This is a genomic window from Streptomyces sp. NBC_01465, from assembly GCF_036227325.1.
Lineage (GTDB): Bacteria > Actinomycetota > Actinomycetes > Streptomycetales > Streptomycetaceae > Streptomyces.
In genome coordinates this window covers 890,806-914,669 of the sequence record NZ_CP109467.1, presented here as the reverse complement: position 1 = coordinate 914,669, position 23,864 = coordinate 890,806, and the positions used below count along the sequence as shown (strand labels likewise).

Annotated in this window: 23 protein-coding genes; 22 read left to right on the top strand and 1 reads right to left on the bottom strand. The window is 70.5% G+C overall.

The window, feature by feature from the left end; translation table 11 throughout:
* The first annotated feature begins 48 nt into the window (after positions 1-48).
* The 12 genes from mltG (at position 49) to OG707_RS03950 (ending at position 11,928) form a co-directional block, all read left to right on the top strand.
* A complete protein-coding gene (gene mltG / locus OG707_RS04005; protein WP_329114383.1) occupies positions 49-1,719 on the top strand; it encodes an endolytic transglycosylase MltG in 1,671 nt (556 codons plus the stop codon).
* Positions 1,712-2,542: a shikimate dehydrogenase gene (locus OG707_RS04000; RefSeq protein WP_329114382.1), complete on the top strand. Its 831-nt coding sequence runs from the start codon at positions 1,712-1,714 to the stop codon at positions 2,540-2,542. Before mltG ends, OG707_RS04000 begins: the two co-directional genes overlap by 8 nt.
* Positions 2,543-2,670: 128 nt before the next feature.
* On the top strand, positions 2,671-3,855 hold the full coding sequence (gene aroC / locus OG707_RS03995) for a chorismate synthase (RefSeq protein ID WP_329114380.1): 1,185 nt from the start codon (positions 2,671-2,673) through the stop codon (positions 3,853-3,855).
* Positions 3,856-3,884: 29 nt separating this feature from the next.
* The gene (locus OG707_RS03990) at positions 3,885-4,367 is read left to right on the top strand and encodes a shikimate kinase (protein ID WP_329127605.1); all 483 of its coding nucleotides are present in this window, start codon (positions 3,885-3,887) and stop codon (positions 4,365-4,367) included.
* Positions 4,364-5,455: a 3-dehydroquinate synthase gene (aroB, locus tag OG707_RS03985; protein ID WP_329114378.1), complete on the top strand. Its 1,092-nt coding sequence runs from the start codon at positions 4,364-4,366 to the stop codon at positions 5,453-5,455. Before OG707_RS03990 ends, aroB begins: the two co-directional genes overlap by 4 nt.
* Positions 5,452-5,892: a type II 3-dehydroquinate dehydratase gene (aroQ, locus tag OG707_RS03980; protein WP_329114376.1), complete on the top strand. Its 441-nt coding sequence runs from the start codon at positions 5,452-5,454 to the stop codon at positions 5,890-5,892. Before aroB ends, aroQ begins: the two co-directional genes overlap by 4 nt.
* Before the next feature lie 103 nt (positions 5,893-5,995).
* Positions 5,996-6,790 carry an AAA family ATPase gene (locus OG707_RS03975; protein WP_329114374.1) on the top strand — a complete coding sequence of 265 codons (795 nt, stop codon included), beginning with the start codon at positions 5,996-5,998 and terminating at the stop codon, positions 6,788-6,790.
* A gap of 66 nt (positions 6,791-6,856) precedes the next feature.
* Positions 6,857-7,969: an aminopeptidase P family protein gene (locus OG707_RS03970; protein ID WP_329114372.1), complete on the top strand. Its 1,113-nt coding sequence runs from the start codon at positions 6,857-6,859 to the stop codon at positions 7,967-7,969.
* Between the two features lie 49 nt (positions 7,970-8,018).
* Positions 8,019-8,585 carry an elongation factor P gene (efp, locus tag OG707_RS03965; protein ID WP_329114370.1) on the top strand — a complete coding sequence of 189 codons (567 nt, stop codon included), beginning with the start codon at positions 8,019-8,021 and terminating at the stop codon, positions 8,583-8,585.
* A 2-nt stretch (positions 8,586-8,587) separates the two neighbouring features.
* The gene (nusB, locus tag OG707_RS03960; RefSeq protein ID WP_329114368.1) at positions 8,588-9,019 is read left to right on the top strand and encodes a transcription antitermination factor NusB; all 432 of its coding nucleotides are present in this window, start codon (positions 8,588-8,590) and stop codon (positions 9,017-9,019) included.
* Positions 9,020-9,112: 93 nt separating this feature from the next.
* Positions 9,113-10,495: an MFS transporter gene (locus tag OG707_RS03955; protein WP_329114366.1), complete on the top strand. Its 1,383-nt coding sequence runs from the start codon at positions 9,113-9,115 to the stop codon at positions 10,493-10,495.
* On the top strand, positions 10,492-11,928 hold the full coding sequence (locus tag OG707_RS03950) for a pyridoxal phosphate-dependent decarboxylase family protein (protein WP_329114364.1): 1,437 nt from the start codon (positions 10,492-10,494) through the stop codon (positions 11,926-11,928). The genes OG707_RS03955 and OG707_RS03950 overlap by 4 nt, the downstream gene beginning before the upstream one ends.
* A gap of 79 nt (positions 11,929-12,007) precedes the next feature.
* Here the strand turns inward: OG707_RS03950 and bldD are convergent, their stop codons facing one another.
* Positions 12,008-12,505, bottom strand: a complete 498-nt coding sequence (bldD, locus tag OG707_RS03945) for a transcriptional regulator BldD (protein WP_329114362.1) — start codon at positions 12,503-12,505, stop codon at positions 12,008-12,010.
* A gap of 220 nt (positions 12,506-12,725) precedes the next feature.
* Between bldD and pyrR the strand changes: the two genes are divergently transcribed.
* From pyrR to gmk, 10 genes are all read left to right on the top strand, one after another.
* A complete protein-coding gene (pyrR, locus tag OG707_RS03940) occupies positions 12,726-13,301 on the top strand; it encodes a bifunctional pyr operon transcriptional regulator/uracil phosphoribosyltransferase PyrR (protein WP_329114360.1) in 576 nt (191 codons plus the stop codon).
* Positions 13,302-13,380: 79 nt separating this feature from the next.
* A complete protein-coding gene (locus OG707_RS03935; RefSeq protein ID WP_329114359.1) occupies positions 13,381-14,361 on the top strand; it encodes an aspartate carbamoyltransferase catalytic subunit in 981 nt (326 codons plus the stop codon).
* On the top strand, positions 14,361-15,647 hold the full coding sequence (locus OG707_RS03930) for a dihydroorotase (RefSeq protein WP_329114357.1): 1,287 nt from the start codon (positions 14,361-14,363) through the stop codon (positions 15,645-15,647). The genes OG707_RS03935 and OG707_RS03930 overlap by 1 nt, the downstream gene beginning before the upstream one ends.
* Positions 15,644-16,216, top strand: a complete 573-nt coding sequence (locus OG707_RS03925) for a PH-like domain-containing protein (protein WP_329114356.1) — start codon at positions 15,644-15,646, stop codon at positions 16,214-16,216. The genes OG707_RS03930 and OG707_RS03925 overlap by 4 nt, the downstream gene beginning before the upstream one ends.
* Positions 16,213-17,349 carry a glutamine-hydrolyzing carbamoyl-phosphate synthase small subunit gene (carA, locus tag OG707_RS03920; RefSeq protein WP_329114353.1) on the top strand — a complete coding sequence of 379 codons (1,137 nt, stop codon included), beginning with the start codon at positions 16,213-16,215 and terminating at the stop codon, positions 17,347-17,349. The genes OG707_RS03925 and carA overlap by 4 nt, the downstream gene beginning before the upstream one ends.
* The gene (gene carB, locus OG707_RS03915) at positions 17,342-20,650 is read left to right on the top strand and encodes a carbamoyl-phosphate synthase large subunit (RefSeq protein ID WP_329114351.1); all 3,309 of its coding nucleotides are present in this window, start codon (positions 17,342-17,344) and stop codon (positions 20,648-20,650) included. Before carA ends, carB begins: the two co-directional genes overlap by 8 nt.
* A gap of 56 nt (positions 20,651-20,706) precedes the next feature.
* A complete protein-coding gene (locus OG707_RS03910; protein ID WP_329114349.1) occupies positions 20,707-21,819 on the top strand; it encodes a quinone-dependent dihydroorotate dehydrogenase in 1,113 nt (370 codons plus the stop codon).
* Entirely contained in the window at positions 21,816-22,655 is an 840-nt protein-coding gene (gene pyrF, locus OG707_RS03905) for an orotidine-5'-phosphate decarboxylase (RefSeq protein WP_329114347.1), read from the top strand. The genes OG707_RS03910 and pyrF overlap by 4 nt, the downstream gene beginning before the upstream one ends.
* Before the next feature lie 288 nt (positions 22,656-22,943).
* Positions 22,944-23,267 (top strand): integration host factor, encoded by a 324-nt coding sequence (locus OG707_RS03900; protein WP_328971330.1) that lies wholly within the window; start codon positions 22,944-22,946, stop codon positions 23,265-23,267.
* Between the two features lie 38 nt (positions 23,268-23,305).
* A complete protein-coding gene (gmk, locus tag OG707_RS03895) occupies positions 23,306-23,863 on the top strand; it encodes a guanylate kinase (protein WP_329114345.1) in 558 nt (185 codons plus the stop codon).
* Position 23,864: the final 1 nt, after the last annotated feature.

The following is a 23,864-nucleotide window of genomic DNA, read 5'->3' as shown; positions in this document are numbered from 1 at the left end:
CAGTAAACGAGGCGGACGATCCGGAGGCCTCGCGGCTCTAGGGGACCGATGACTGAGTATGGCCGGGGCGCAGGCTCCGAACCGTGGCATCCCGAAGACCCGTTGTACGGGGAGCAGGGGTGGAATGGCCAGCAGGCCGCATCCGGTCACCAGGACCCGTACGGCGGCGGGCAGCAGCAGTACCCGCAGCAGCAGCCGCAGTACGGGAACCCGCAGCACCAGCAGCAGCAGTACGGAAACCAGCAGTACGGCCAGGACCCGTACCAGCAGGACCCGTACGCCCAGCAGCCGCAGCAGCACCCCCAGCAGCCCCAGTACAACGGCGGTTGGGACACCGGCCAGCAGGCGGCCATGCCCTACGGCAACGACGCCGCTGACCCCTACGGCAACCAGCAGCCGCAGTACGGTGGCGAGAACCCGGACTACTACCGGACCCCTGACGCGTACCCGCCGCCGCAGCCCCCGGGCCGCCGCGAGCAGGAGTGGCAGCCGGAGCCGCCCCCCGCCGAGGAGACCCATCCCTTCTTCACCGGCGCGGACAGCGATGCCCGCGACGACAGGGACGACTACGACGACGACCCGGACGACGGCGGCCGGGGCGGCAGAGGCGACCGCAGGAGCAAGTCCAAGCCGAAGAAGCGCCGCAGCGGCTGTGCGTGCCTGGTCGTCACCGCGGTCCTGGTGGGCGGCGTCGGCGGTGTCGGCTACTTCGGCTACAACTACTGGCAGAACCACTTCTCCGCGGCACCGGACTACACCGGCGTGGGCGCCAATCCCGTACAGGTCGACATCCCCAAGGGCACGACCATCGGCGGGATCGGGCGGATCCTCAAGGAGAAGGGTGTCGTCAAGAGCGTCGACGCCTTCGTCACCGCGGCAGACAAGGACCCCAAGGGCAAGTTCCTCCAGGCCGGCGTCTATTCGCTGAACCAGGAGATGTCCGCCGCCAACGCGGTCAAGGCGATGGTGGACCCGAACAGCCTCAACTACGTCATGGTCTATCCGGGCGAGCGCTCCAAGAAGATCTACGGCGAGATCGACAGCCACCTCGGGCTGAAGGCGGGAACGACCGCGGGCGTCGCCAAGGCGCAGGCCAAGAACCTCGGGCTGCCCGACTGGGCCGATGACAACAAGGACATCAAGGACCCGCTGGAAGGATTCCTCTACCCGGCCAGCTACTCGGTCGCCAAGGGCATGAAGCCGGAAGCCGTCCTGAAGAACATGGTCTCCCAGGCCAATGAGGCGTACGGGAACGTGGACCTCAAGGCCGCTGCGCGAAAGCTGGGTCTGAAGTCCCCGCTGCAGGTCATCACGGTCGCGAGCCTCGTGCAGGCGGAAGGCGTCTCCAAGGACGACTTCAAGAAGATGGCGGCTGTCGTCTACAACCGTCTGGACCCGGCCAACGCCGCGAAGGTCCAGAGGAAGCTGCAGTTCGATTCGGCCTTCAACTACCTGCAGAACGAGAGCAACATCGACATCAGCTCGAAGGAGATCAACAGCAACCAGGATCCGTACAACACGTACGTGCATGCTGGTCTGCCGCCCGGCCCGATCGGGAACCCCGGCAAGGACGCGCTGGCGGCGACACTGACTCCCGACACCGGGTCCTGGCTGTACTTCATCTCCATCGACGGCAAGACGACGCAGTTCAGCAAGACGTACAGCGAGTTCCTGAAGGACAAGGCGAAGTTCGACGCGATCCGGAAGAACGGTGGCTGAGCCCAGACGGGCGGCAGTCCTCGGCTCGCCCATCGCACACTCGCTCTCCCCGGTGCTGCACCGGGCGGCCTACGCCGAACTGGGGCTCGCCCACTGGTCGTACGACCGCTTCGAGATCGACGAGGCAGCTCTCCCCGGCTTCATCGGGGGGCTCGACGCATCATGGGCCGGCCTGTCGCTGACCATGCCGCTCAAGCGCGCGATCATCCCGCTGCTCGACGAGATCGGCGAGACGGCGTCCTCCGTGGAGGCCGTCAACACGGTTGTCCTCACCGAGGACGGCCGCCTCCTCGGCGACAACACCGACATCCCCGGGATGATCGCCGCGCTGCGCGAGCGCGGGGTGGAGAAGACGGAGTCCGCAGCCGTCCTCGGCGCGGGCGCGACCGCGTCGTCCGCGCTGGCCGCCCTCTCCCGTATCTGTACGGGTCCCGTCACCGCGTACGTGCGCAGCGCGGCCCGTGCGGCCGAGATGCGCGGCTGGGGCGAGCGGCTGGGCGTCGACCTGCGGACCGCCGACTGGGCGGACGCGGCGGAGGCGTTCGCCGCCCCGCTGGTCATCGCGACCACGCCCGCCGGCACCACCGACGCCCTGGCCGAGGCGGTGCCGGACGTACCCGGGACGCTCTTCGACGTGCTCTACGACCCGTGGCCCACGGCCCTGGCCGCTCGCTGGACAGCGCGTGGCGGTGCCGTCGTGGGCGGGCTCGATCTGCTGGTGCACCAGGCCGTGCTCCAGGTCGAGCAGATGACCGGGCGGACGCCGGCCCCCCTCGCGGCCATGCGCGCGGCGGGCGAGCGGGCGCTGCACGCAGCCGGCTGAACTGTCCGGGCAGTGGACACCGGACGGAGCCTCCCTCCGCGGCGTGGGAGGATCGGGGGTGGCGAGACCGGGTCGCGCGCCCGGTCGCGCCGTTGCAGTTCGAGGCGCGAGCAACAAGAGGAGCACCGTTGAGCAGGTTGCGCTGGCTGACCGCGGGGGAGTCGCACGGCCCCGCACTGGTGGCGACGCTGGAGGGTCTTCCCGCCGGCATTCCGATCACTACGGACATGGTGGCGGACGCGCTTGCCCGGCGGAGGCTCGGTTATGGCCGCGGCGCCCGGATGAAGTTCGAGAAGGACGAGGTCACCTTCCTCGGCGGCGTACGGCACGGCCTGACCATGGGCGGCCCGGTGGCCGTGATGGTCGGCAACACCGAGTGGCCCAAGTGGGAGAAGGTCATGTCGGCCGACCCGGTCGACCCCGACGAGCTCGCCCAGCTGGCCCGCAACGCCCCGCTGACCCGGCCGCGCCCCGGCCACGCCGACCTGGCGGGCATGCAGAAGTACGACCTGGACGAGGCCCGGCCGATCCTGGAGCGCGCCAGCGCCCGGGAGACGGCGGCCCGGGTGGCGCTGGGTACGGTGGCCCGTTCGTACCTGAAGGCGACCACCGGCATCGAGATCGTCAGCCACGTCGTGGAGCTGGCCGCGGCGAAGGCTCCGTACGGTGTCGTGCCCGTCCCCTCCGACGAGGCCAAGCTGGACGAGGACCCGGTGCGCTGCCTGGACGCCGACGCGTCGAAGGCGATGGTCGCGGAGATCGACCAGGCCCACAAGGACGGCGACACGCTGGGCGGGGTCGTCGAGGTCCTCGCGTACAACGTGCCCGTCGGTCTCGGCTCGCACGTGCACTGGGACCGGCGTCTGGACGCCCGTCTCGCCGGCGCCCTCATGGGGATCCAGGCCATCAAGGGCGTCGAGGTCGGCGACGGCTTCGACCTGGCCCGGGTGCCCGGATCGCAGGCGCACGACGAGATCGTGCCCACCGCCGAAGGCGTACGCCGCACCACCGGGCGCTCCGGCGGTACGGAAGGCGGCATGTCCACCGGCGAGCTGCTGCGTGTACGGGCCGCGATGAAGCCCATCGCGACCGTGCCCCGCGCGCTCGCCACCATCGACACCGCCACCGGCGAGGTCGCGGCCGCCCACCACCAGCGCTCGGACGTGTGCGCGGTGCCGGCCGCCGGGATCGTCGCCGAGGCCATGGTCGCGCTGGTTCTCGCGGACGCGGTCGCGGAGAAGTTCGGCGGCGACAGCGTCGGGGAGACCCGCCGCAACGTCGAGTCGTACCTGAAGAATCTGCGCATCCGGTGAGCGGGCCGCTGGTCGTTCTCGTCGGGCCGATGGGCGTGGGCAAGTCCACCGTCGGCGCACTCGTCGCCGAGCGCCTCGGCGCCGCCTACCGCGACACCGACGCCGACATCGTCGCGGCCCAGGGCCGGGAGATCGCGGAGATCTTCGTCGACGAGGGCGAGCCGCACTTCCGCGAGCTGGAGCGCCTCGCCGTACTGCAGGCGGTCACCGAGCACGACGGTGTGCTGGCACTGGGCGGCGGCGCGATCCTCGACGAGCGCACCCGCGCGCTGCTCGCCGGCCACCCGGTGGTCTATCTCTCGATGGACGTCGACGAGGCGGTCAAGCGCACCGGCCTCAACACCGCGCGCCCGCTGCTCGCCGTCAACCCGCGCCGCCAGTGGCGCGAACTGATGGACGCCCGCCGCTCGCTGTACGCCGAAGTCGCCCGCGCCCAGGTCGCCACCGACGACCGCACCCCCGAAGAGGTCGCACAAGCGGTCCTCGACGCCTTGGAGTTGAAGAACGCATGACGCAGGACGCCCCCACCCGGATCCAGGTCGGCGGCACGGACGGCGACCCGTACGAGGTACTGGTCGGCAGGCAGCTCCTGGGCGAACTGCCCTCGCTGATCGGCGAGCAGGTCCAGCGCGTCGCCGTACTGCACCCGGAGGCACTCGCCGAGACCGGTGAGGCGCTCCGCCAGGACCTGGCCGACCAGGGGTACGAGGCCATCGCGATCCAGCTCCCGAACGCGGAGGAGGCCAAGACCGTCGAGGTCGCCGCCTACTGCTGGAAGGCGCTGGGGCAGACCGGCTTCACCCGCAGCGACGTGATCGTCGGCGTCGGCGGCGGGGCCACCACGGACGTCGCCGGGTTCGTCGCGGCGACCTGGCTGCGCGGAGTGCGCTGGATCGCCGTCCCCACGACCGTGCTCGGCATGGTGGACGCGGCGGTCGGCGGCAAGACCGGCATCAACACCGCCGAGGGCAAGAACCTCGTCGGCGCCTTCCACCCGCCGGCCGGGGTCCTGTGCGACCTGGCCGCCCTGGACTCGCTGCCGGTCAACGACTACGTGTCGGGCCTCGCCGAGATCATCAAGGCCGGTTTCATCGCCGACCCGGCGATCCTGGACCTGATCGAGGAGGACCCGCAGGCGGCCCGTACGCCCGCGGGACCGCACACCGCCGAGCTCATCGAGCGGGCGATCCGGGTCAAGGCCGAGGTCGTCTCCAACGACCTCCGTGAGTCGGGGCTCCGCGAGATCCTCAACTACGGCCACACGCTCGCCCACGCGATCGAGAAGAACGAGCGCTACAAGTGGCGGCACGGCGCGGCCGTCTCCATCGGCATGGTCTTCGCCGCCGAACTCGGCCGTCTCGCCGGGCGGTTGGACGACGCGACCGCGGACCGCCACAGCTCCGTACTGGAATCGGTCGGTCTGCCGCTGACCTACCGCGGCGACCAGTGGGCCAAGCTCCTGGAGACCATGAAGGTCGACAAGAAGTCCCGCGGCAACCTGCTGCGCTTCATCGTCCTGGACGGCCTCGCCAAGCCCACCGTCCTGGAGGGCCCCGACCCGGCCGTCCTGCTCGCGGCGTACGGGGAGGTCTCCGTATGAGCCGCCCGGTCCTCGTGCTGAACGGCCCCAACCTGGGCCGGCTCGGCTCCCGCGAGCCCGATGTGTACGGGGCGACCTCGTACGCCGGACTCGTCGAGGCGTGCCAGACGCTGGGCAAGGAGCTCGGCCTGGACGTCGAGGTCCGCGAGACCAACGACGAGGGCGAGCTGATCCGCTGGCTCCACGAGGCGGCGGACGGCACGATTCCCGTCGTCATCAACCCCGGGGCTTTCACGCACTATTCGTATGGAATGAGGGACGCGGCCGCCCAGCGCACCGCCCCCCTCATCGAGGTGCACATCTCCAACCCGTACGCACGCGAGGAATTCCGCCACACCTCGGTGATCGCGCCTGTCGCCACGGGCACGGTCGCGGGCTTCGGCATCGGTTCGTACCGGCTCGCCCTGCGCGCGCTGGCGGACGAACTGGCAAGCTGACGCGGCACTTTGAGCCCTCCCCGGCCGTTCACAGGATGACGCTCGGGGAGGGTACCGTTCGGTAGCGACGACCTGTCGCCTGTACGAGACGGAGTGGCACCGGATGCAGCACGCATGGGCGCACGGCACCCACCCGGGTCCGCCGCCCCCGCAGGGCCCGCCGCCGCCCGCACCCGGGTGGACCGGACCGGCGCCGCAGCCCGTCCCGCCCGCAGGGCCGCCTGCGGGCGCCCCCGGGGGCAGGCCCGCCCTGGACACCACGGGGCACATCCAGCTGCCGCCCGGCGGCCCCGTACCGCTGCCGATGCCGCCGCAGGCCACCGCACAGGCGGACACCGGCGCGACCACCCTCGCCGTCCTGCTCATCGGGCCGGCCGGTGCGGGAAAGACCACCGTCGCCCGGCACTGGGCGCAGAGCCGGCGCGTCCCCACCGCCCACATCAGCCTCGACGACGTCCGTGAGTGGGTCTGTTCCGGCTTCGCCGATCCCCAGTCCGGCTGGAACGACCACTCCGAGGCCCAGTACCGCCTCGCCCGCCGCACCTGCGGCTTCGCCGCCCGCAACTTCCTCGCCAACGGCATCTCCTGCATCCTCGACGACGCGGTCTTCCCCGACCGCCCGGTCGTCGGCCTCGGCGGCTGGAAGCGACATGTGGGCCCGGGACTGCTGCCCGTGGTGCTCCTGCCCGGCCTCGAGGTCGTCCTGGAGCGCAACGCGGCGCGCAGCGGCAACCGCCGCCTCAGCGACGAGGAAGTCGCCAGGATCCACGGCCGGATGGCCGGGTGGTACGGATCGGGCCTGCCCATCATCGACAACTCCGGCTACGACGTGGCGACCACCGCCCAGGTCCTGGACGACGTCCTGGCCCGCTCCATCGCGAGCCCGCCCAGCTGGTAGGCGAGCAGCCCCCCGGTCGGACGCGCTGAACCGGCCGCGCCCGGCTCCCGCTCTTACGCTCGGTCCATGTCAGAGGTGTATGCGGTCCGGCGAAACCATCTGCGCGACCGGTGTGCTGCGGCGGGCAGCGAGGCCGCGCTGGTCTCGCGCCCGGCGAATGTGCGCTACCTCGCGGGCGGAGCGCCCCCCGGCGCCGTCCTGCTGCTCGGCAGCGGCGGTGGCGACGACGTACTGCTCTGCCCGCGCACCCCGGCGAGCGACCCGGCCGACGGCCGCCCCGACGAGTCGCTGCGGCTGACGGTCCTGCCCACCCCCGGCGGCGACCCCGCCGTCGCGGCGGCGGATCTCCTCGCCTCCGCAGGCACCGGCTCCCTCGCCGTGGAGGAGAACCATCTGACCGTCGCCAGGCACCGGGCCATGGGTTCCGTGGCGCCGCGGCTGCGCCTCGACGGGCTAGCAGGAGCCGTGGAGCAGCAGCGGATCATCAAGGACGAGGACGAGATCGCCTGTCTGCGGATCGCGGCCGAGATCGCCGACCAGGCGCTCGGAGAGCTGCTCGAATCGATTCTGGTCGGCCGCACCGAACGCCATCTCGCCCTGGAGCTGGAGCGCAGGCTGGTCGACCACGGCGCCGACGGCCCCGCCTTCGCCACCTCCGTCGGCACCGGACCGAACTCCGGCCGGGGCAAGCACAGGCCCTCCGACCGCAGGGTCGAGGAAGGGGATTTCCTTTCTGTCTGCCTCGGCGCGAACTACCGCGGTTACCGGTGCGAGGTCGGCCGTACGTTCGTCATCGGGACCGCCCCGGCGGACTGGCAGATCGAGCTCTACGACCTGGTTTTCGCCGCTCAGCGGGCCGGCCGCGAGGCTCTCGCCCCTGGCGCGGAGTACCGCGATGTGGACCGCGCGGCCCGTCAGGTCGTGGACGCGGCGGGCCATGCGGAGGCCCTCGCGGAGACCACCGGACACGGTGTGGGGCTCGAAATCGACGAGGACCCGCAGCTGGCACCTGCGGCCATGGGTAAACTGGACGCTTGCGTGCCGGTCACCGTCGAACCGGGGGTCCACCTCCCGGGCCGGGGCGGAGTCCGGATCGATGACACGCTAGTCGTACGCCCCGAGGCGGACGGCGGACCCGAGCTACTCACCATTACGACCAAGGAACTGCTCGCTCTCTAGCGTGCGGACCCTCGGTCCCACACACGCGCAGTCCAGGAGAACCTCAACCGTGGCTTCCACGAACGACCTCAAGAACGGCATGGTGCTCAAGCTCGACGGAGGCCAGCTCTGGTCCGTCGTCGAGTTCCAGCACGTCAAGCCCGGCAAGGGCCCGGCCTTCGTGCGCACCAAGCTCAAGAGCGTGATGTCCGGCAAGGTCGTCGACAAGACGTTCAACGCCGGCACGAAGGTCGAGACGGCCACCATCGACCGCCGTGACATGCAGTTCTCGTACATGGACGGCGAGTACTTCGTCTTCATGGACATGAGCACGTACGACCAGCTCATGGTCGACCGCAAGTCCGTCGGCAACACCGCCAACTTCCTGATCGAGGGCTTCACCGCCTCCGTCGCGCAGCACGAGGGCGAGGTGCTCTACGTCGAGCTGCCGGCCGCCGTCGAGCTGACGATCCAGCACACCGACCCGGGCGTCCAGGGCGACCGCTCCACCGGTGGCACCAAGCCGGCGACGCTGGAGACCGGTTACGAGATCGGTGTTCCGCTGTTCATCACGACCGGTGAGAAGATCAAGGTCGACACCCGCACCGGCGATTACCTCGGCCGGGTGAACAGCTAACCGTGGCTGCCCGGAACACGGCGCGCAAGCGCGCCTTCCAGATCCTCTTCGAGGCCGACCAGCGCGGGGCTTCCGTGCAGACGGTCCTCGCGGACTGGATCCGTCATTCCCACAGCGGCGACGACCGGCAGCCGCCGGTCAGCGAGTACACGATGGAGCTCGTCGAGGGGTACGCGGAGTACGCGGACCGCATCGACGACCTCATCGCCACCTACGCGGTGGGCTGGACGCTCGACCGGATGCCGGTCGTCGACCGCAACATCGTGCGCCTCGGTGCGTACGAACTGGTGTGGGTCGACGGGACACCGGACGCGGTGGTGATCGACGAGGCGGTGCAGCTCGCCAAGGAGTTCTCCACCGACGAGTCGCCGTCCTTCATCAACGGCCTGCTGGCCCGCTTCAAGGACCTCAAGCCGAGCCTGCGCCGCGACTAGCCGCACAGCTCTTCCCGGGCCCGGAGCAGAAGATGAACAATCTTCAGCTCCGGGCCTGGTGCATGTCCGCAGTGGTGATCTAGGTTTCGGCCCATGCCCGAACCCGCGCTGGGGGCCAGGGTCCGGATCGGCTACGGGCTGGGCTCGTTCGCCACCGGCACCTTCGGCACCGTCCCAGGTCTGCTGCTGCTCTACTACCTGACCGAAATCCTGGGCGTGGCCGCAGGGGTGGCCGGGCTGCTGGTCTTCCTGCCCAAGGCATGGGACGTCCTGCTCAACCCGTGGATCGGCAGCCTCTCCGACCGCACCGAGCACCGCTGGGGCCCGCGCCGTCCCTGGATGCTGCTCGGTGCGCTCACCATGCCGCTCTGCTTCGCCGCGATGTTCGCCGCGCCGGACGTGGGCACGGGCTGGGCCGCCGCCTATGTGGCGCTGCTCTTCCTGCTGACGGCCACCGCGTACGCCTGCTTCCAGGTCCCGTACGTCGCCCTGCCCGCCGAGCTCACCGCCGACCCCGACGAGCGCGCCCGCATCATGTCCTGGCGGGTCGCCTTCCTCGGCACAGCGATCCTGCTCTCCGGAGCCGTCGCGCCGCTGCTCGCCGGGGCCACGGACGACGAACGGGGCACCCCCGGCGGCTACCGGCTGATGGGCGTGGCCGTCGGCGCACTGCTCTGCGTGGGGATGCTCGCGGCCTTCGCCGCCACCGCCGGGACGCGCGCGGTGCTCCGTACGACCAGCGAGGGCGGACTCCTCGCCCAGCTGAGGGCCGCCCGGACCAACAAGCCCTTCCTCTGGCTGCTGGCCGCCTTCGTCGTGCAGGCGGCGGCGACCGGGCTGATGCTCGCGGGCACGCAGTACTTCGCCACGTACATCCTGGGGCGGCCGAGCGCCACGACGCTGCTCTTCGCCTGCCTCATCGTGCCCTCGCTGCTCGCTATGCCGCTGTGGCTGGCGGTCGGACGCCGTACCGGCAAGCGCACGGCCGCGATTGCCGCCTCGTGCTGCTTCCTGGCGGGCGCGGTGGTCGCGGCGCTGGCCCGGCAACTGCCGAACGGTGCGGTGTACGGAGCGGTCGCGCTGGCCGGGATCGGATACGCCGGGATGCAGATGCTGCCGATGGCGATGCTCGGCGACGCCGTCGCGGCCGACGCCTTCCGCAGCGGGCGGCGCAGGGCCGGGCTCTTCACCGGGCTCTGGACGGCGGGGGAGACGCTCGGGCTCGCCGTGGGCCCAGGACTCTTCGGACTCGTCCTGGCCCTCGGCGGCTTCGTCTCGTCGGACGCCGCGCACCGGGTCGACCAGCCCGACTCCGCACTCACCGCGATCGTCGTGGGCTTCGGCGCCCTGCCCGCGGTCCTGCTGCTGCTCAGCCTGCCCCTGCTCGGCCGCTACCGGCTGAGCGAGAGCGAACTCGTCCGGCTGGCGGACGCCGCCGGACACGATCCTTCCGTACCGACCGTGGAGCAACTGTGAGCACTGACCAGGAGATTCTCGACCGGCTCGGCGCCCTGCGCGCGGCCGATCTGCCCGTGAAGGGCGGGCGCACCATGGCGTACGTCTACGACTCGGGCCTCGAAGGCATCGAGGAGCTCGCGTCCGAGGCGGCAGCGCGGTTCGCGGGCGTCAACGGGCTCGACATGACCGTCTTCCCCAGCGTGGTGGCGCTGGAGAACGACATCGTCGCGCGGGCGTCCCGGCTGCTCGGCGGCGACGAGTCCACCGCGGGGACCTTCACCAGCGGGGGCACCGAGAGCTGCCTGCTCGCCGTGTACACGGCCCGCGAGCACGCCCGCAGGACCCGGGGCGTGCTCGCCCCCGAGATCGTCTTGCCCGACACCGCGCACGCCGCCTTCCACAAGGCGGCCGCGCTCTTCGGGCTGAAGCCGGTCGTCGTGCCGGCAGACCCGGAGACGTACGCGGTGCGTGCCGAGGACGTCGCGGCCGCGCTCACCGAGAACACCGCCCTGGTCGTCGTCTCCGCTCCCTCGTACGCCCACGGGGTCATCGACCCCGTGACGGAGGTGGCCGGTGAGGCGGCCCGGCGCGGGATCCTCTGCCATGTCGACGCGTGCATCGGCGGCTGGTACCTGGGACATCTGCGGCTCTCGGAGGATGCGCCCGCGCTGCCGCCGTTCGACCTGTCCGTGGCCGGAGTCACCTCGCTCTCCGTGGACCTGCACAAGTACGGATACGCGGCCAAGGGCGCCTCGGTGCTGCTCTTCCGGGACGCCGAACTGCGCCGTCACGGCTGGTTCGCGCACGCCTCGTGGCCCGGCTACCCGGTGGTCAACGCGACCTTGCAGGGCACCAAGTCGGCCGCACCGCTCGCCGCCGCATGGGCCGTTCTGGAGCGCATCGGCACCGAGGGCTATGTCGATCTGTCGATGCGGGTCCACCGGGCGGCTGTCGCTCTCACCGAGGGCATCCGGTCCGTCGAGGGGCTGCGGATCCTCGGCCGGCCCGATTCCTCGCTGATCGCCGTCGCCGCGGACGAGCCGGGCATCGACCCGTTCGTGGTGGCCGACGAGATGCGCGGGCGCGGCTGGTACCTCCAGCCGCAGCCGGCCTTCGCCGGGTCCCCGGCCAATCTGCATCTGACCGTGACCGCGGCAGTCGCGGGGGAGGAGACCGTACGGCAACTGCTCGTCGACCTCGCCACCGCGGTGCGGGCCGCCCGGGAGCTCGGACCGGTCGACATCGATCCCGAACTCGTCGCGGCCGCAGGGCTGCTGGACCCCGACACCCTGACCCCCGAGGAGGCGGCGCTCGCCCTGAGCCTCGCGGGGGTCGGCGAAGGCGGGGAGCTGCCCGAGAGGATGGCCCCCGTCCTGGCCGTACTGCAGGTGCTCCCGCCGAAACTGACCGAGCGTCTGCTGCCGGAGCTGATCGGCCGTCTCTACACCTGAGAACGACCGAGGGCGGACCCGCAACAAGCGGGTCCGCCCTTCGGACGTGACGTTTCTTCCGGGAAATCCCGGGAGGGGGTCAGACCTCGTCGTGCACCGCACGGCGGGCATCCGCGTCCAGCACGCCCCAGCTGATGAGCTGCTCGGTCAGGACCGAGGGGGACTGGTCGTAGATGACGGCGAGAGTGCGCAGGTCGTCCTGACGGATCGACAGCACCTTGCCGTTGTAGTCGCCGCGCTGGCTCTGGATCGTGGCGGCGTAACGCTGCAGCGGTCCGGCCTTCTCCGGCGGGACGTGCGCGAGGCGCTCCAGATCCAGGACGAGCTTGGGCGGCGGCTCGGCGGCCCCGCCCGGCGTCGTACCCGGCAGAAGCTCCTGCACCGGGACGCCGTAGAAGTCCGCCAGCTCGGCAAGGCGCTGCACGGTCACGGCACGGTCGCCGCGCTCGTACGAACCCACCACGACGGCCTTCCAGCGGCCCTGGGACTTCTCCTCCACACCGTGGAGCGAGAGGCCCTGCTGGGTGCGGATGGCGCGGAGCTTGGCCCCGAGCTGTTTTGCGTATTCGCTGGACATAAGGCTCCCCGGACACTGAGTCAATGTGCGGCTCCGCCGCGCGGCTGGTAACTCACTGTGAGGTTACGCAGCGTTACTTGGATGCGTCAAGCCGAATGGTCCGGACCGCCCTCCGGCAGGGGGCGTGAACAGGGCCGTACACCCCCTGATAACCTGGGCTACGTAATTTCGACGTCCTTTAAGGTCCGTCCCGTGAGGCGGAGAAGGAGGTCCGTTTCATATGGACGCAAGCACAGCAGGCAATTCCGATGCCCGCCCCGTTCTCGAGGGCCCGGACATCGCGCGGGTTCTGACCCGTATCGCACACGAGATCGTCGAGCGCGCCAAGGGCGCCGAAGACGTCGTGCTCCTCGGCATCCCGACCCGTGGCGTGTACCTCGCCCGTCGGCTGGCCGAAAAGCTCGAAGAGATCACCGGCCGCAAGATCCCGGTCGGCTCCCTCGACATCACCATGTACCGCGACGACCTGCGCATGAAGCCCGCGCGGGCGCTCGGCCGCACGGAGATCCCCGGCGACGGCCTCGACGGCAGGCTCGTCGTCCTCGTCGACGACGTGCTCTTCTCCGGCCGCACCATCCGCGCAGCCCTGGACGCCCTCGGCGACCTCGGCCGCCCGCGCGCCGTGCAACTCGCGGTCCTGGTCGACCGGGGCCACCGCGAACTCCCGATCCGCGCCGACTACGTCGGCAAGAACCTCCCCACGTCGCTGCGGGAGACGGTCAAGGTTCAGCTCGCCGAGGAGGACGGTCGCGACACCGTGCTGCTCGGCTCCAAGCAGCAGACCACCGGCGCGTAGCCCCTCCGGGACCGCCACCCCTGGTCCTTTCGCGCGTCCTCATGCCCGAAATCTCCGCTTTCCCTGGAGCTGCAATCAGATGAAGCGTCACCTCATCTCGGCCGCCGACCTCACCCGCGACGACGCCGTACTCGTCCTCGACACCGCCGAGGAGATGGCCCGGGTCGCCGACCGGCCGATCAAGAAGCTGCCGACGCTGCGCGGCCGTACGGTCGTCAACCTCTTCTTCGAGGACTCGACCCGCACCCGGATCTCCTTCGAGGCCGCCGCCAAGCGCCTGTCCGCCGACGTCATCAACTTCTCCGCCAAGGGCTCCTCGGTCTCGAAGGGCGAGTCCCTCAAGGACACCGCGCTGACCCTGGAGGCCATGGGCGCCGACGCCGTCGTCATCCGCCACCCCGCCTCCGGCGCCCCCTACCGCCTCGCCAACTCCGGCTGGATCGACTCCACGGTCGTCAACGCGGGCGACGGCACCCACGAGCACCCCACCCAGGCCCTGCTCGACGCCTTCACGCTGCGCCGCCGGCTCGTCGGCCGCGACGCGGGCATGGGCAAGGGGCTCGACGGCCGCCGCGTCACGATCGTCGGCGACGTACTGCACAGCCGCGTGGCCCGCTCCAACGTCCTGCTGCTGCACACCCTCGGCGCCCAGGTCACCCTGGTCGCCCCGCCGACCCTGGTCCCCGTCGGCGTCGAGAGCTGGCCCTGCGAGGTCAGCTACGACCTGGACGCCGTGCTGCCGAAGTCCGACGCCGTGATGATGCTGCGCGTCCAGCGCGAGCGGATGAACGCCGCCTTCTTCCCCACCGAGCGCGAGTACTCGCGGCGCTACGGCCTCGACGGCCTGCGCATGGCGAAGATGCCCGCCGACGCCATCGTGATGCACCCGGGCCCGATGGTCCGCGGCATGGAGATCACCGCCGAGGTCGCCGACTCCGACCGCTGCACGGCCGTCGAGCAGGTCGCCAACGGCGTCTCGGCCCGCATGGCCGTCCTCTATCTGCTTCTGGGCGGCTCCGAGCCCGCCATCAGCACGACCCGCACCGAGGAGAACAACTGATGAGCAAGATCCTGATCCGTGGCGCCAAGGTCCTCGGCGGCGAGCCGCAGGATGTGCTGATCGACGGCGAGACCATCGAGGCGGTCGGCAGCGGCCTGAGCGCCGAGGGCGCCCAGGTGATCGAGGCCGAGGGCAACGTCCTCCTCCCGGGCCTCGTCGACCTCCACACCCACCTCCGCGAGCCCGGCCGCGAGGACTCCGAGACCGTCCTCACCGGCACGCAGGCCGCCGCCAGCGGTGGCTACACGGCGGTCTTCGCCATGGCCAACACCTTCCCCGTCGCCGACACCGCCGGCGTGGTCGAGCAGGTCTGGCGCCTCGGCAAGGAGTCCGGCTACTGCGACGTGCAGCCCATCGGCGCCGTCACCGTCGGCCTGGAGGGCAAGCAGCTCTCCGAGCTGGGCGCCATGCACGACTCCGCCGCACAGGTCACCGTCTTCTCCGACGACGGCAAGTGCGTCGACGACGCCGTGATCATGCGCCGCGCGCTGGAGTACGTGAAGGCCTTCGGCGGCGTCGTCGCCCAGCACGCCCAGGAGCCCCGCCTCACCGAGGGCGCCCAGATGAACGAGGGCGTCGTCTCCGCCGAGCTCGGCCTCGGCGGCTGGCCCGCCGTCGCCGAGGAGTCGGTCATCGCCCGCGACGTCCTGCTCGCCGAGCACGTCGGCTCCCGGGTGCACATCTGCCACCTGTCGACCGCCGGATCCGTCGAGATCGTCCGCTGGGCCAAGTCCCGCGGCATCGACGTCACCGCCGAGGTCACCCCGCACCACCTGCTGCTGACCGACGAGCTTGTCCGCTCGTACAACCCGGTTTACAAGGTGAACCCGCCGCTGCGCACCGAGACCGACGTCATGGCGCTCCGCGAGGCCCTCGCCGACGGCACGATCGACATCGTCGCCACCGACCACGCCCCGCACCCGCACGAGGACAAGGACTGCGAGTGGGCCGCGGCCGCCATGGGCATGGTCGGGCTCGAGACCGCGCTGAGCGTCGTCCAGCAGACGATGGTGGAGACCGGGCTCCTCGACTGGGCCGGCGTCGCCGAGCGGATGTCGTACAAGCCCGCCCGCATCGGCTCGCTCGCCGGCCATGGACGGCCCGTCTCGGCAGGTGAGCCCGCCAACCTCACCCTCGTCGACACCGCTTACCGTGGAGAGGTGGACCCCGCGGGCTTCGCCTCGCGCAGCCGCAACACCCCCTACGAGGGTCGTGAGCTGCCGGGACGTGTCACCCACACCTGGCTCCGGGGCCGCGCAACGGTCGTGGACGGGAAGCTGGCGTGACACCTCTCATCAATCTCGCAGCCGAGCAGAAGTCGGCAGACGTGACCGACTGGGCCGGACGCATCGGCTGGGTCGTCGGACTGCTGCTGTTCGTCGTGCTCGTGTACTGGCTGATGCGCGAGGGCTGGAAGTGGCGGGGCACGCTCCAGGGCGACCTGCCCGAGCTCCCCACCGCGCCGTCCGCGCCCGGTGAGCCGAAACTTGTACTGAGCGGCCGCTACCACGGCTCGACCACCGCGGGTCAGTGGCTCGACCGGATCGTCGCGCGAGGCCTCGGCACGCGCAGCAAGGTCGAGCTGACGCTCACCGACGAAGGCCTGGACGTCGTACGCCCCGGGGCGACCGACTTCTTCGTGCCCACCGACGCCCTGCGCGAGGCCCGCCTCGACAAGGGCATCGCGGGCAAGGTCCTCGCCGAGGGCGGTCTGCTGATCGTCACCTGGGCCCACGGCGACAAGCTGATCGACTCCGGCTTCCGCTCCGACCGGGCGGCCGAGCACGCCGCCTGGGTCGAAGCCATCAACTCCATGCGCACCACATCCCTCACGACGGAAGGCATCGCACGATGACGACCTCCACCCGGGGAGCCGCCAAGGCTCCCGCCGTACTCGTCCTGGAGGACGGCCGCAGCTTCCGCGGCCGCGCCTACGGGGCCGTGGGGGAGACCTTCGGCGAAGCGGTCTTCAACACCGGCATGAGCGGTTACCAGGAGACCCTGACCGACCCCTCGTACCACCGCCAGGTCGTCGTCATGACGGCCCCGCACGTCGGCAACACCGGCGTCAACGACGAGGACCCCGAGTCCGCGCAGATCTGGGTCGCCGGTTACGTCGTACGCGACCCCGCACGCGTCCCCTCGAACTGGCGCTCGCAGCGCACACTGGACGACGAGCTCGTCAAGCAGGGCGTCGTCGGCATCAGCGGCATCGACACCCGCGCCCTCACCCGCCACCTGCGCGAGCGCGGCGCGATGCGCGTCGGCATCTTCTCCGGCGAGGCACTCGCCGACGAGGCCACGCTGCTCGCCCGTGTGAAGGCGGCCCCCGAGATGGTCGGCGCCGACCTCTCCACCGAGGTCGCCACCAAGGAGACGTACGTCGTCCCCGCCATCGGCGAGAAGAAGTTCACCGTCGCCGCCCTGGACCTGGGCATCAAGGGCATGACCCCGCACCGCATGGCCGAGCGCGGCATCGAGGTGCACGTGCTGCCCTCGACCGCCACGGTCGAGGACGTGTACGCGGTCGACCCCGACGGTTTCTTCCTCTCCAACGGCCCCGGCGACCCGTCCACCGTCGACCTCACCGTCGTCAAGGCCGTGCTCGCCAAGAAGACCCCGCTCTTCGGCATCTGCTTCGGCAACCAGATCCTCGGCCGGGCGCTCGGCTTCGGTACGTACAAGCTCAAGTACGGCCACCGCGGCATCAACCAGCCCGTCCAGGACCGCACCACCGGCAAGGTCGAGATCACCGCGCACAACCACGGCTTCGCCGTCGACGCGCCCCTCGACAAGGTGAGCGACACCCCCTTCGGCCGCGCCGAGGTCTCCCACGTCTGCCTCAACGACAACGTGGTGGAAGGCCTCCAGCTGCTCGACCAGCCGGCCTTCTCCGTCCAGTACCACCCCGAAGCAGCAGCGGGTCCGCACGACGCCGCGTACCTGTTCGACCGCTTCGTAGAGCTCATGGAGGGCCAGCGTGCCTAAGCGCACCGATATCCAGTCCGTCCTGGTCATCGGCTCCGGCCCGATCGTCATCGGCCAGGCCGCGGAGTTCGACTACTCCGGCACCCAGGCCTGCCGCATCCTCAAGGCCGAGGGCCTGCGGGTCATCCTGGTCAACTCCAACCCGGCGACGATCATGACCGACCCGGAGATCGCCGACGCCACGTACGTCGAGCCGATCACCCCCGAGTTCGTCGAGAAGATCATCGCCAAGGAGCGCCCCGACGCGCTCCTGCCCACCCTCGGCGGCCAGACCGCGCTCAACACCGCGATCTCCATGCACGAGCAGGGTGTGCTGGAGAAGTACGGCGTCGAGCTCATCGGCGCCAATGTCGAGGCCATCAACAAGGGCGAGGACCGCGAGCTCTTCAAGGGCGTCGTCGAGGCCGTCAAGGCCAAGATCGGTTACGGCGAGTCCGCCCGCTCGGTCATCTGCCACTCCATGGACGACGTCATCAAGGGTGTCGACACCCTCGGCGGCTACCCCGTCGTCGTGCGCCCCTCCTTCACCATGGGCGGCGCCGGCTCCGGCTTCGCCCACGACGAGGAGGAACTGCGCCGCATCGCCGGACAGGGCCTCACGCTCTCCCCGACCACCGAGGTGCTCCTGGAGGAGTCCATCCTCGGCTGGAAGGAGTACGAGCTGGAGCTGATGCGCGACAAGAACGACAACGTCGTGGTCGTCTGCTCCATTGAGAACTTCGACCCGATGGGCGTCCACACCGGCGACTCGATCACCGTCGCCCCGGCGATGACGCTCACCGACCGCGAGTACCAGCGGCTGCGCGACATCGGCATCGCGATCATCCGCGAGGTCGGCGTCGACACCGGCGGCTGCAACATCCAGTTCGCGATCGACCCGACCGACGGCCGGATCATCGTCATCGAGATGAACCCGCGCGTCTCCCGCTCCTCGGCCCTCGCGTCCAAGGCCACGGGATTCCCGATCGCGAAGATCGCCGCCCGGCTCGCCGTCGGATACACCCTCGACGAGATCCCCAACGACATCACGGAGAAGACCCCGGCGTCCTTCGAGCCGACGCTCGACTACGTCGTCGTCAAGGTCCCGCGCTTCGCATTCGAGAAGTTCCCGCTCGCCGACGCGACCCTCACCACCACCATGAAGTCGGTGGGCGAGGCCATGGCGATCGGCCGCAACTTCACCGAGGCGCTGAACAAGGCGCTGCGCTCGCTGGAGAAGAAGGGCAGCCAGTTCACCTTCGTCGGCGAGCCCGGCGACAAGGCCCAGCTCCTGGAGACCGCCAAGGTCCCCACCGACGGCCGCATCAACACCGTCATGCAGGCCATGCGCGCCGGCGCCACGCCCGAGGAGATCTTCGACGCGACGAAGATCGACCCCTGGTTCGTCGACCAGATGTTCCTGATCCTGGAGCACGCGGACGAGCTCGCCGCCGCCGAGAAGCTCGACCCCGAGCTCCTCGCCGACGCCAAGCGCCACGGCTTCTCCGACGCCCAGATCGCCGAGATCCGCGGGCTGCGCGAGGACGTCGTACGCGAGGTTCGGCACGCCCTCGGCGTGCGCCCGGTCTACAAGACGGTCGACACCTGCGCCGCCGAATTCGCCGCCAAGACCCCGTACTTCTACTCGTCCTACGACGAGGAGAGCGAGGTCGCGCCGCGCGAGAAGCCCGCCGTGATCATCCTGGGCTCGGGCCCGAACCGCATCGGCCAGGGCATCGAGTTCGACTACTCCTGCGTCCACGCCTCCTTCGCGCTCAGCGACGCCGGCTACGAGACCGTGATGGTCAACTGCAACCCGGAGACGGTCTCCACCGACTACGACACCTCCGACCGCCTCTACTTCGAGCCGCTCACGCTCGAAGACGTCCTGGAGATCGTCCACGCCGAGTCCCTCGCGGGCCCGATCGCGGGCGTCATCGTCCAGCTCGGCGGCCAGACCCCGCTGGGCCTCGCCCAGGCGCTCAAGGACAACGGCGTTCCCGTCGTCGGAACCCCGCCCGAGGCCATCCACGCCGCCGAGGACCGCGGCGCGTTCGGCCGGGTCCTCGCCGAGGCCGGACTGCCCGCCCCCAAGCACGGCACCGCGACGACGTTCGCACAGGCGAAGGAAATCGCCGACGAGATCGGCTACCCCGTCCTGGTCCGCCCGTCGTACGTACTCGGCGGCCGCGGCATGGAGATCGTGTACGACGAGACCCGCCTCTCCTCGTACATCGAGGAGTCCACCGAGATCAGCCCGACCCGGCCCGTCCTGGTCGACCGCTTCCTCGACGACGCCATCGAGATCGACGTCGACGCGCTCTACGACGGCCACGAGCTCTACCTCGGCGGCGTCATGGAGCACATCGAGGAGGCCGGCATCCACTCCGGCGACTCCGCCTGCGCCCTGCCCCCGATCACCCTCGGCGGCCACGACATCAAGCGGCTGCGCGCCTCGACCGAGGCCATCGCCAAGGGCGTCGGCGTCCGCGGACTGATCAACATCCAGTTCGCCATGGCCGGGGACATCCTCTACGTCCTCGAGGCCAACCCCCGCGCCTCGCGCACCGTCCCCTTCACCTCGAAGGCGACCGCGGTCCCGCTCGCCAAGGCCGCGGCCCGCATCTCGCTCGGCGCGACCGTCGCCGAACTGCGCGCCGAGGGCATGCTGCCCAAGAGCGGCGACGGTGGCACCCTGCCCCTGGACGCTCCGATCTCCGTCAAGGAGGCCGTCATGCCGTGGAGCCGCTTCCGCGACATCCACGGGCGCGGCGTCGACACGGTGCTCGGCCCGGAGATGCGCTCCACCGGCGAAGTCATGGGCATCGACTCGGTGTTCGGCACCGCGTACGCCAAGTCGCAGGCCGGCGCGTACGGCCCGCTGCCCACCAAGGGCCGCGCGTTCATCTCGGTCGCCAACCGCGACAAGCGCACGATGATCTTCCCCGCGCGTGAACTGGTCGCCCACGGCTTCGAGTTGCTCGCCACCTCCGGCACCGCCGAGGTGCTGCGCCGCAACGGCATCAACGCCACCGTGGTGCGCAAGCTCAGCGAGGGCGAGGGCCCGAACGGCGAGAAGACCATCGTCCAGCTCATCCACGAGGGCGAGGTCGACCTGATCGTCAACACGCCCTACGGCACCGGCGGCCGCCTCGACGGCTACGAGATCCGTACGGCAGCCGTCGCCCGCTCCGTCCCCTGCCTCACCACGGTCCAGGCCCTCGCGGCCGCCGTACAGGGCATCGACGCGCTCAACGGCGGAGACGTCGGCGTGCGCTCCCTCCAGGAACACGCGGAACACCTGACCGCGGCCCGCGACTAGCAGCCCACGAGGGGGACACCGAACCGGTGTCCCCCTCTTTCATGAGGACACCCACCATGTACAAGCTGTTCTTCAACCTCGTCTTCAAGCGCATGGACCCGGAGAAGGCCCACTACCTCGCCTTCCGCTGGATCCGCCTCGCGGCCCGCGTCCCCGTCCTGCGCACCTTCGTCGCGGCCGTCCTCGCGCCCCGCCACAAGGAGCTCCGCACGGAGGCCTTCGGCCTGCGCATGCACGGCCCCTTCGGTCTCGCCGCCGGCTTCGACAAGAACGCCGTCGCGATCGACGGCATGAGCATGCTCGGCTTCGACCACATCGAGATCGGCACGGTCACCGCGCAGCCCCAGCCCGGCAACCCCAAGAAGCGCCTCTTCCGCCTTGTGCCGGACCGCGCGCTCATCAACCGCATGGGCTTCAACAACGAGGGCTCCGCAGCCGTGGCGGACCGTCTGGCGGCCCGTAACCCCGTCTTCCGTACGACGGTCGGCGTCAACATCGGCAAGACCAAGGTCGTCCCCGAGGAGGAGGCGACCGGCGACTACGTCACCTCGACCGAGCGCCTGGCCGCCCACGCCGACTACCTGGTCGTCAACGTCTCCTCGCCGAACACGCCCGGGCTCCGCAACCTCCAGGCCACCGAGTCCCTGCGCCCGCTGCTCACGGCCGTACGGGAAGCGGCCGACCGCACCGTCACCTCGCGCCGCGTCCCGCTCCTGGTGAAGATCGCGCCCGACCTCGCGGACGAGGACGTCGACGCGGTCGCCGACCTGGCCGTCGAGCTCGGCCTGGACGGCATCATCGCCACCAACACCACCATCGCCCGCGAGGGTCTGGGCCTCACCTCCGACCCCGCGATCATCAAGGAGACCGGCGGTCTCTCCGGCGCCCCCCTCAAGGAGCGCTCCCTGGAGGTCCTGCGCCGTCTGCACGTCCGCGTGGGCGACGAGATCACCCTGGTCGGGGTCGGCGGCATCGAGACCGCGGAGGACGCCTGGCAGCGCATCCTCGCCGGTGCCACGCTCGTCCAGGGGTACAGCGCCTTCATCTACGAAGGCCCGTTCTGGGGCCGTGCGATCCACAAGGGTCTCGCCGCCCGGCTCAAGGCAAGTCCGTACGCCACCCTCGCCGAGGCCGTCGGCGCAGCCAACCGGAAGGTGACCCAGCCATGACCCTCGAACCGTTCGGCGCCCGCCTGCGCCACGCCATGGACACCCGCGGACCGCTCTGCGTCGGCATCGACCCGCACGCCTCCCTGCTCTCCGCCTGGGGCCTGAACGACGACATCGCGGGCCTGGAGCGCTTCTCCCGCACGGTCGTCGAGGCCCTGGCCGACCGCGTCGCCGTGCTCAAGCCGCAGTCGGCCTTCTTCGAGCGCTTCGGCTCGCGCGGCGTCGCGGTGCTGGAGAAGACGGTCGAGGAGGCGAGGGCGGCAGGGGCGCTGGTCCTGATGGACGCCAAGCGCGGCGACATCGGCTCGACGATGGGCGCGTACGCGGCCACGTACCTCGACAAGGAGTCGCCGCTGTTCTCGGACGCGGTCACGGTCTCCCCGTACCTCGGATTCGGCTCGCTGCGCCCGGCGCTGGACGCGGCCCGCATCAGCGGCGCGGGCGTCTTCGTCCTCGCCCTCACCTCCAACCCGGAGGGCGCGGAGGTCCAGCGCGCCACGGCCGCCGACGGCAGGACCCTCGCCCAGCTGATGCTGGACCACATGGCGGCCGAGAACGAGGGCGCGACGCCGCTCGGCTCGGTGGGCGCGGTCGTCGGCGCGACCCTCGGCGACGCGGGTGTGAACCTGGCGATCAACGGGCCGCTCCTCGCCCCCGGCATCGGCGCCCAGGGGGCCACGCCGGCGGATCTCCCCGGCGTCTTCGGCTCCGCGGTCGGCAACGTCGTCCCGAGCGTCAGCCGGGGCGTGCTCCGCCACGGTCCGGACGTGACGGGTCTGCGGGACTCCGCGGCACGGTTCGCGGACGAGGTACGGGTGGCCGTCGCCGGGGCCTGAGGACCGGATTGGCGCCTCCGGAGGACGCTTCCGGAGGCGCGCGGCCGCCGCCTTGCCGAATCTTTTCCGTCCCACAGGCCGAAAACCGGGGTGTTATGCCCGAAATATCCCGTCCCGCCTCAGCTGACCAGGACTTTTCGTCTGTTCTCGCTGACTGGAGCGGTCCGGGCCGCTAGTCTCCGTCGAGAGCGAACGGGCAGTTACGTTGCTCGTTGCTCCCCTGGTGTGGGGCGTCCAGGTCCCTCACCGGTCCGTATCCGACAGATCGACATCCGAGGTGACGTAGGCGTGGCTCTTCCGCCCCTTACCCCTGAACAGCGCGCAGCCGCGCTCGAAAAGGCCGCCGCGGCTCGCCGGGAGCGGGCCGAGGTCAAGAATCGACTCAAGCACTCCGGCGCTTCCCTCCACGAGGTCATCAAGCAGGGCCAGGAGAACGACGTCATCGGGAAGATGAAGGTCTCCGCCCTCCTTGAGTCCCTGCCCGGCGTGGGCAAGGTCCGTGCCAAGCAGCTCATGGAGCGGCTCGGGATCTCCGAGAGCCGCCGAGTGCGCGGTCTCGGCTCCAATCAGATCGCATCCTTGGAGCGCGAGTTCGGTGGCGGCGGCGCCTGACGTCCTGGGCACCCCCGGGAAGCTGGAATAATCGCCGCATGAACGAACGTCCGCGGTTGACCGTGCTCTCCGGCCCCTCCGGGGTCGGCAAGAGCACGGTTGTCGCCCATATGCGCAAGGTCCACCCCGAGGTTTGGCTCTCGGTGTCGGCGACGACCCGCAAGCCACGCCCCGGCGAGCGCCACGGCGTCCAGTACTTCTTCGTGGACGACGAGGAGTTCGACAAGCTCGTCGCCAACGGCGAACTGCTGGAGTGGGCCGAGTTTGCGGGCAACCGTTACGGCACCCCGCGTCAGGCGGTCCACGACCGCCTCGACGCGGGGGAGCCCGTGCTCCTGGAGATCGATCTCCAGGGTGCCCGACTGGTACGGGATTCGATGCCCGAGGCTCAGCTGGTCTTCCTGGCCCCGCCGAGCTGGGACGAACTGGTCCGCCGGCTCACCGGCCGCGGGACCGAGGCGCCCGAGGTCATCGAACGCCGCCTGGAGGCCGCGAAGGTCGAACTGGCCGCCGAGTCCGAGTTCGATACGACCCTGGTCAACACCTCCGTCGAGGACGTAGCCCGTGAGCTGCTAGCCTTGATGAAGGTTCTTTAGA

Bases quoted from the DNA above. Each gene is read 5' to 3' on its own strand.
- OG707_RS03935 (WP_329114359.1), top strand. From the start codon at position 13,381: ATGAAGCGTCACCTCATCTCGGCCGCCGACCTCACCCGCGACGACGCC.
- OG707_RS03970 (WP_329114372.1), top strand. From the start codon at position 6,857: ATGTCAGAGGTGTATGCGGTCCGGCGAAACCATCTGCGCGACCGGTGT.
- pyrR (WP_329114360.1), top strand. From the start codon at position 12,726: ATGGACGCAAGCACAGCAGGCAATTCCGATGCCCGCCCCGTTCTCGAG.
- mltG (WP_329114383.1), top strand. From the start codon at position 49: ATGACTGAGTATGGCCGGGGCGCAGGCTCCGAACCGTGGCATCCCGAA.
- bldD (WP_329114362.1), bottom strand. From the start codon at position 12,505: ATGTCCAGCGAATACGCAAAACAGCTCGGGGCCAAGCTCCGCGCCATC.
- OG707_RS03930 (WP_329114357.1), top strand. From the start codon at position 14,361: ATGAGCAAGATCCTGATCCGTGGCGCCAAGGTCCTCGGCGGCGAGCCG.
- OG707_RS03910 (WP_329114349.1), top strand. From the start codon at position 20,707: ATGTACAAGCTGTTCTTCAACCTCGTCTTCAAGCGCATGGACCCGGAG.
- pyrF (WP_329114347.1), top strand. From the start codon at position 21,816: ATGACCCTCGAACCGTTCGGCGCCCGCCTGCGCCACGCCATGGACACC.
- OG707_RS03975 (WP_329114374.1), top strand. From the start codon at position 5,996: ATGCAGCACGCATGGGCGCACGGCACCCACCCGGGTCCGCCGCCCCCG.
- OG707_RS03990 (WP_329127605.1), top strand. From the start codon at position 3,885: ATGGGCGTGGGCAAGTCCACCGTCGGCGCACTCGTCGCCGAGCGCCTC.
- aroQ (WP_329114376.1), top strand. From the start codon at position 5,452: ATGAGCCGCCCGGTCCTCGTGCTGAACGGCCCCAACCTGGGCCGGCTC.
- OG707_RS03955 (WP_329114366.1), top strand. From the start codon at position 9,113: ATGCCCGAACCCGCGCTGGGGGCCAGGGTCCGGATCGGCTACGGGCTG.
- aroB (WP_329114378.1), top strand. From the start codon at position 4,364: ATGACGCAGGACGCCCCCACCCGGATCCAGGTCGGCGGCACGGACGGC.
- carA (WP_329114353.1), top strand. From the start codon at position 16,213: ATGACGACCTCCACCCGGGGAGCCGCCAAGGCTCCCGCCGTACTCGTC.
- gmk (WP_329114345.1), top strand. From the start codon at position 23,306: ATGAACGAACGTCCGCGGTTGACCGTGCTCTCCGGCCCCTCCGGGGTC.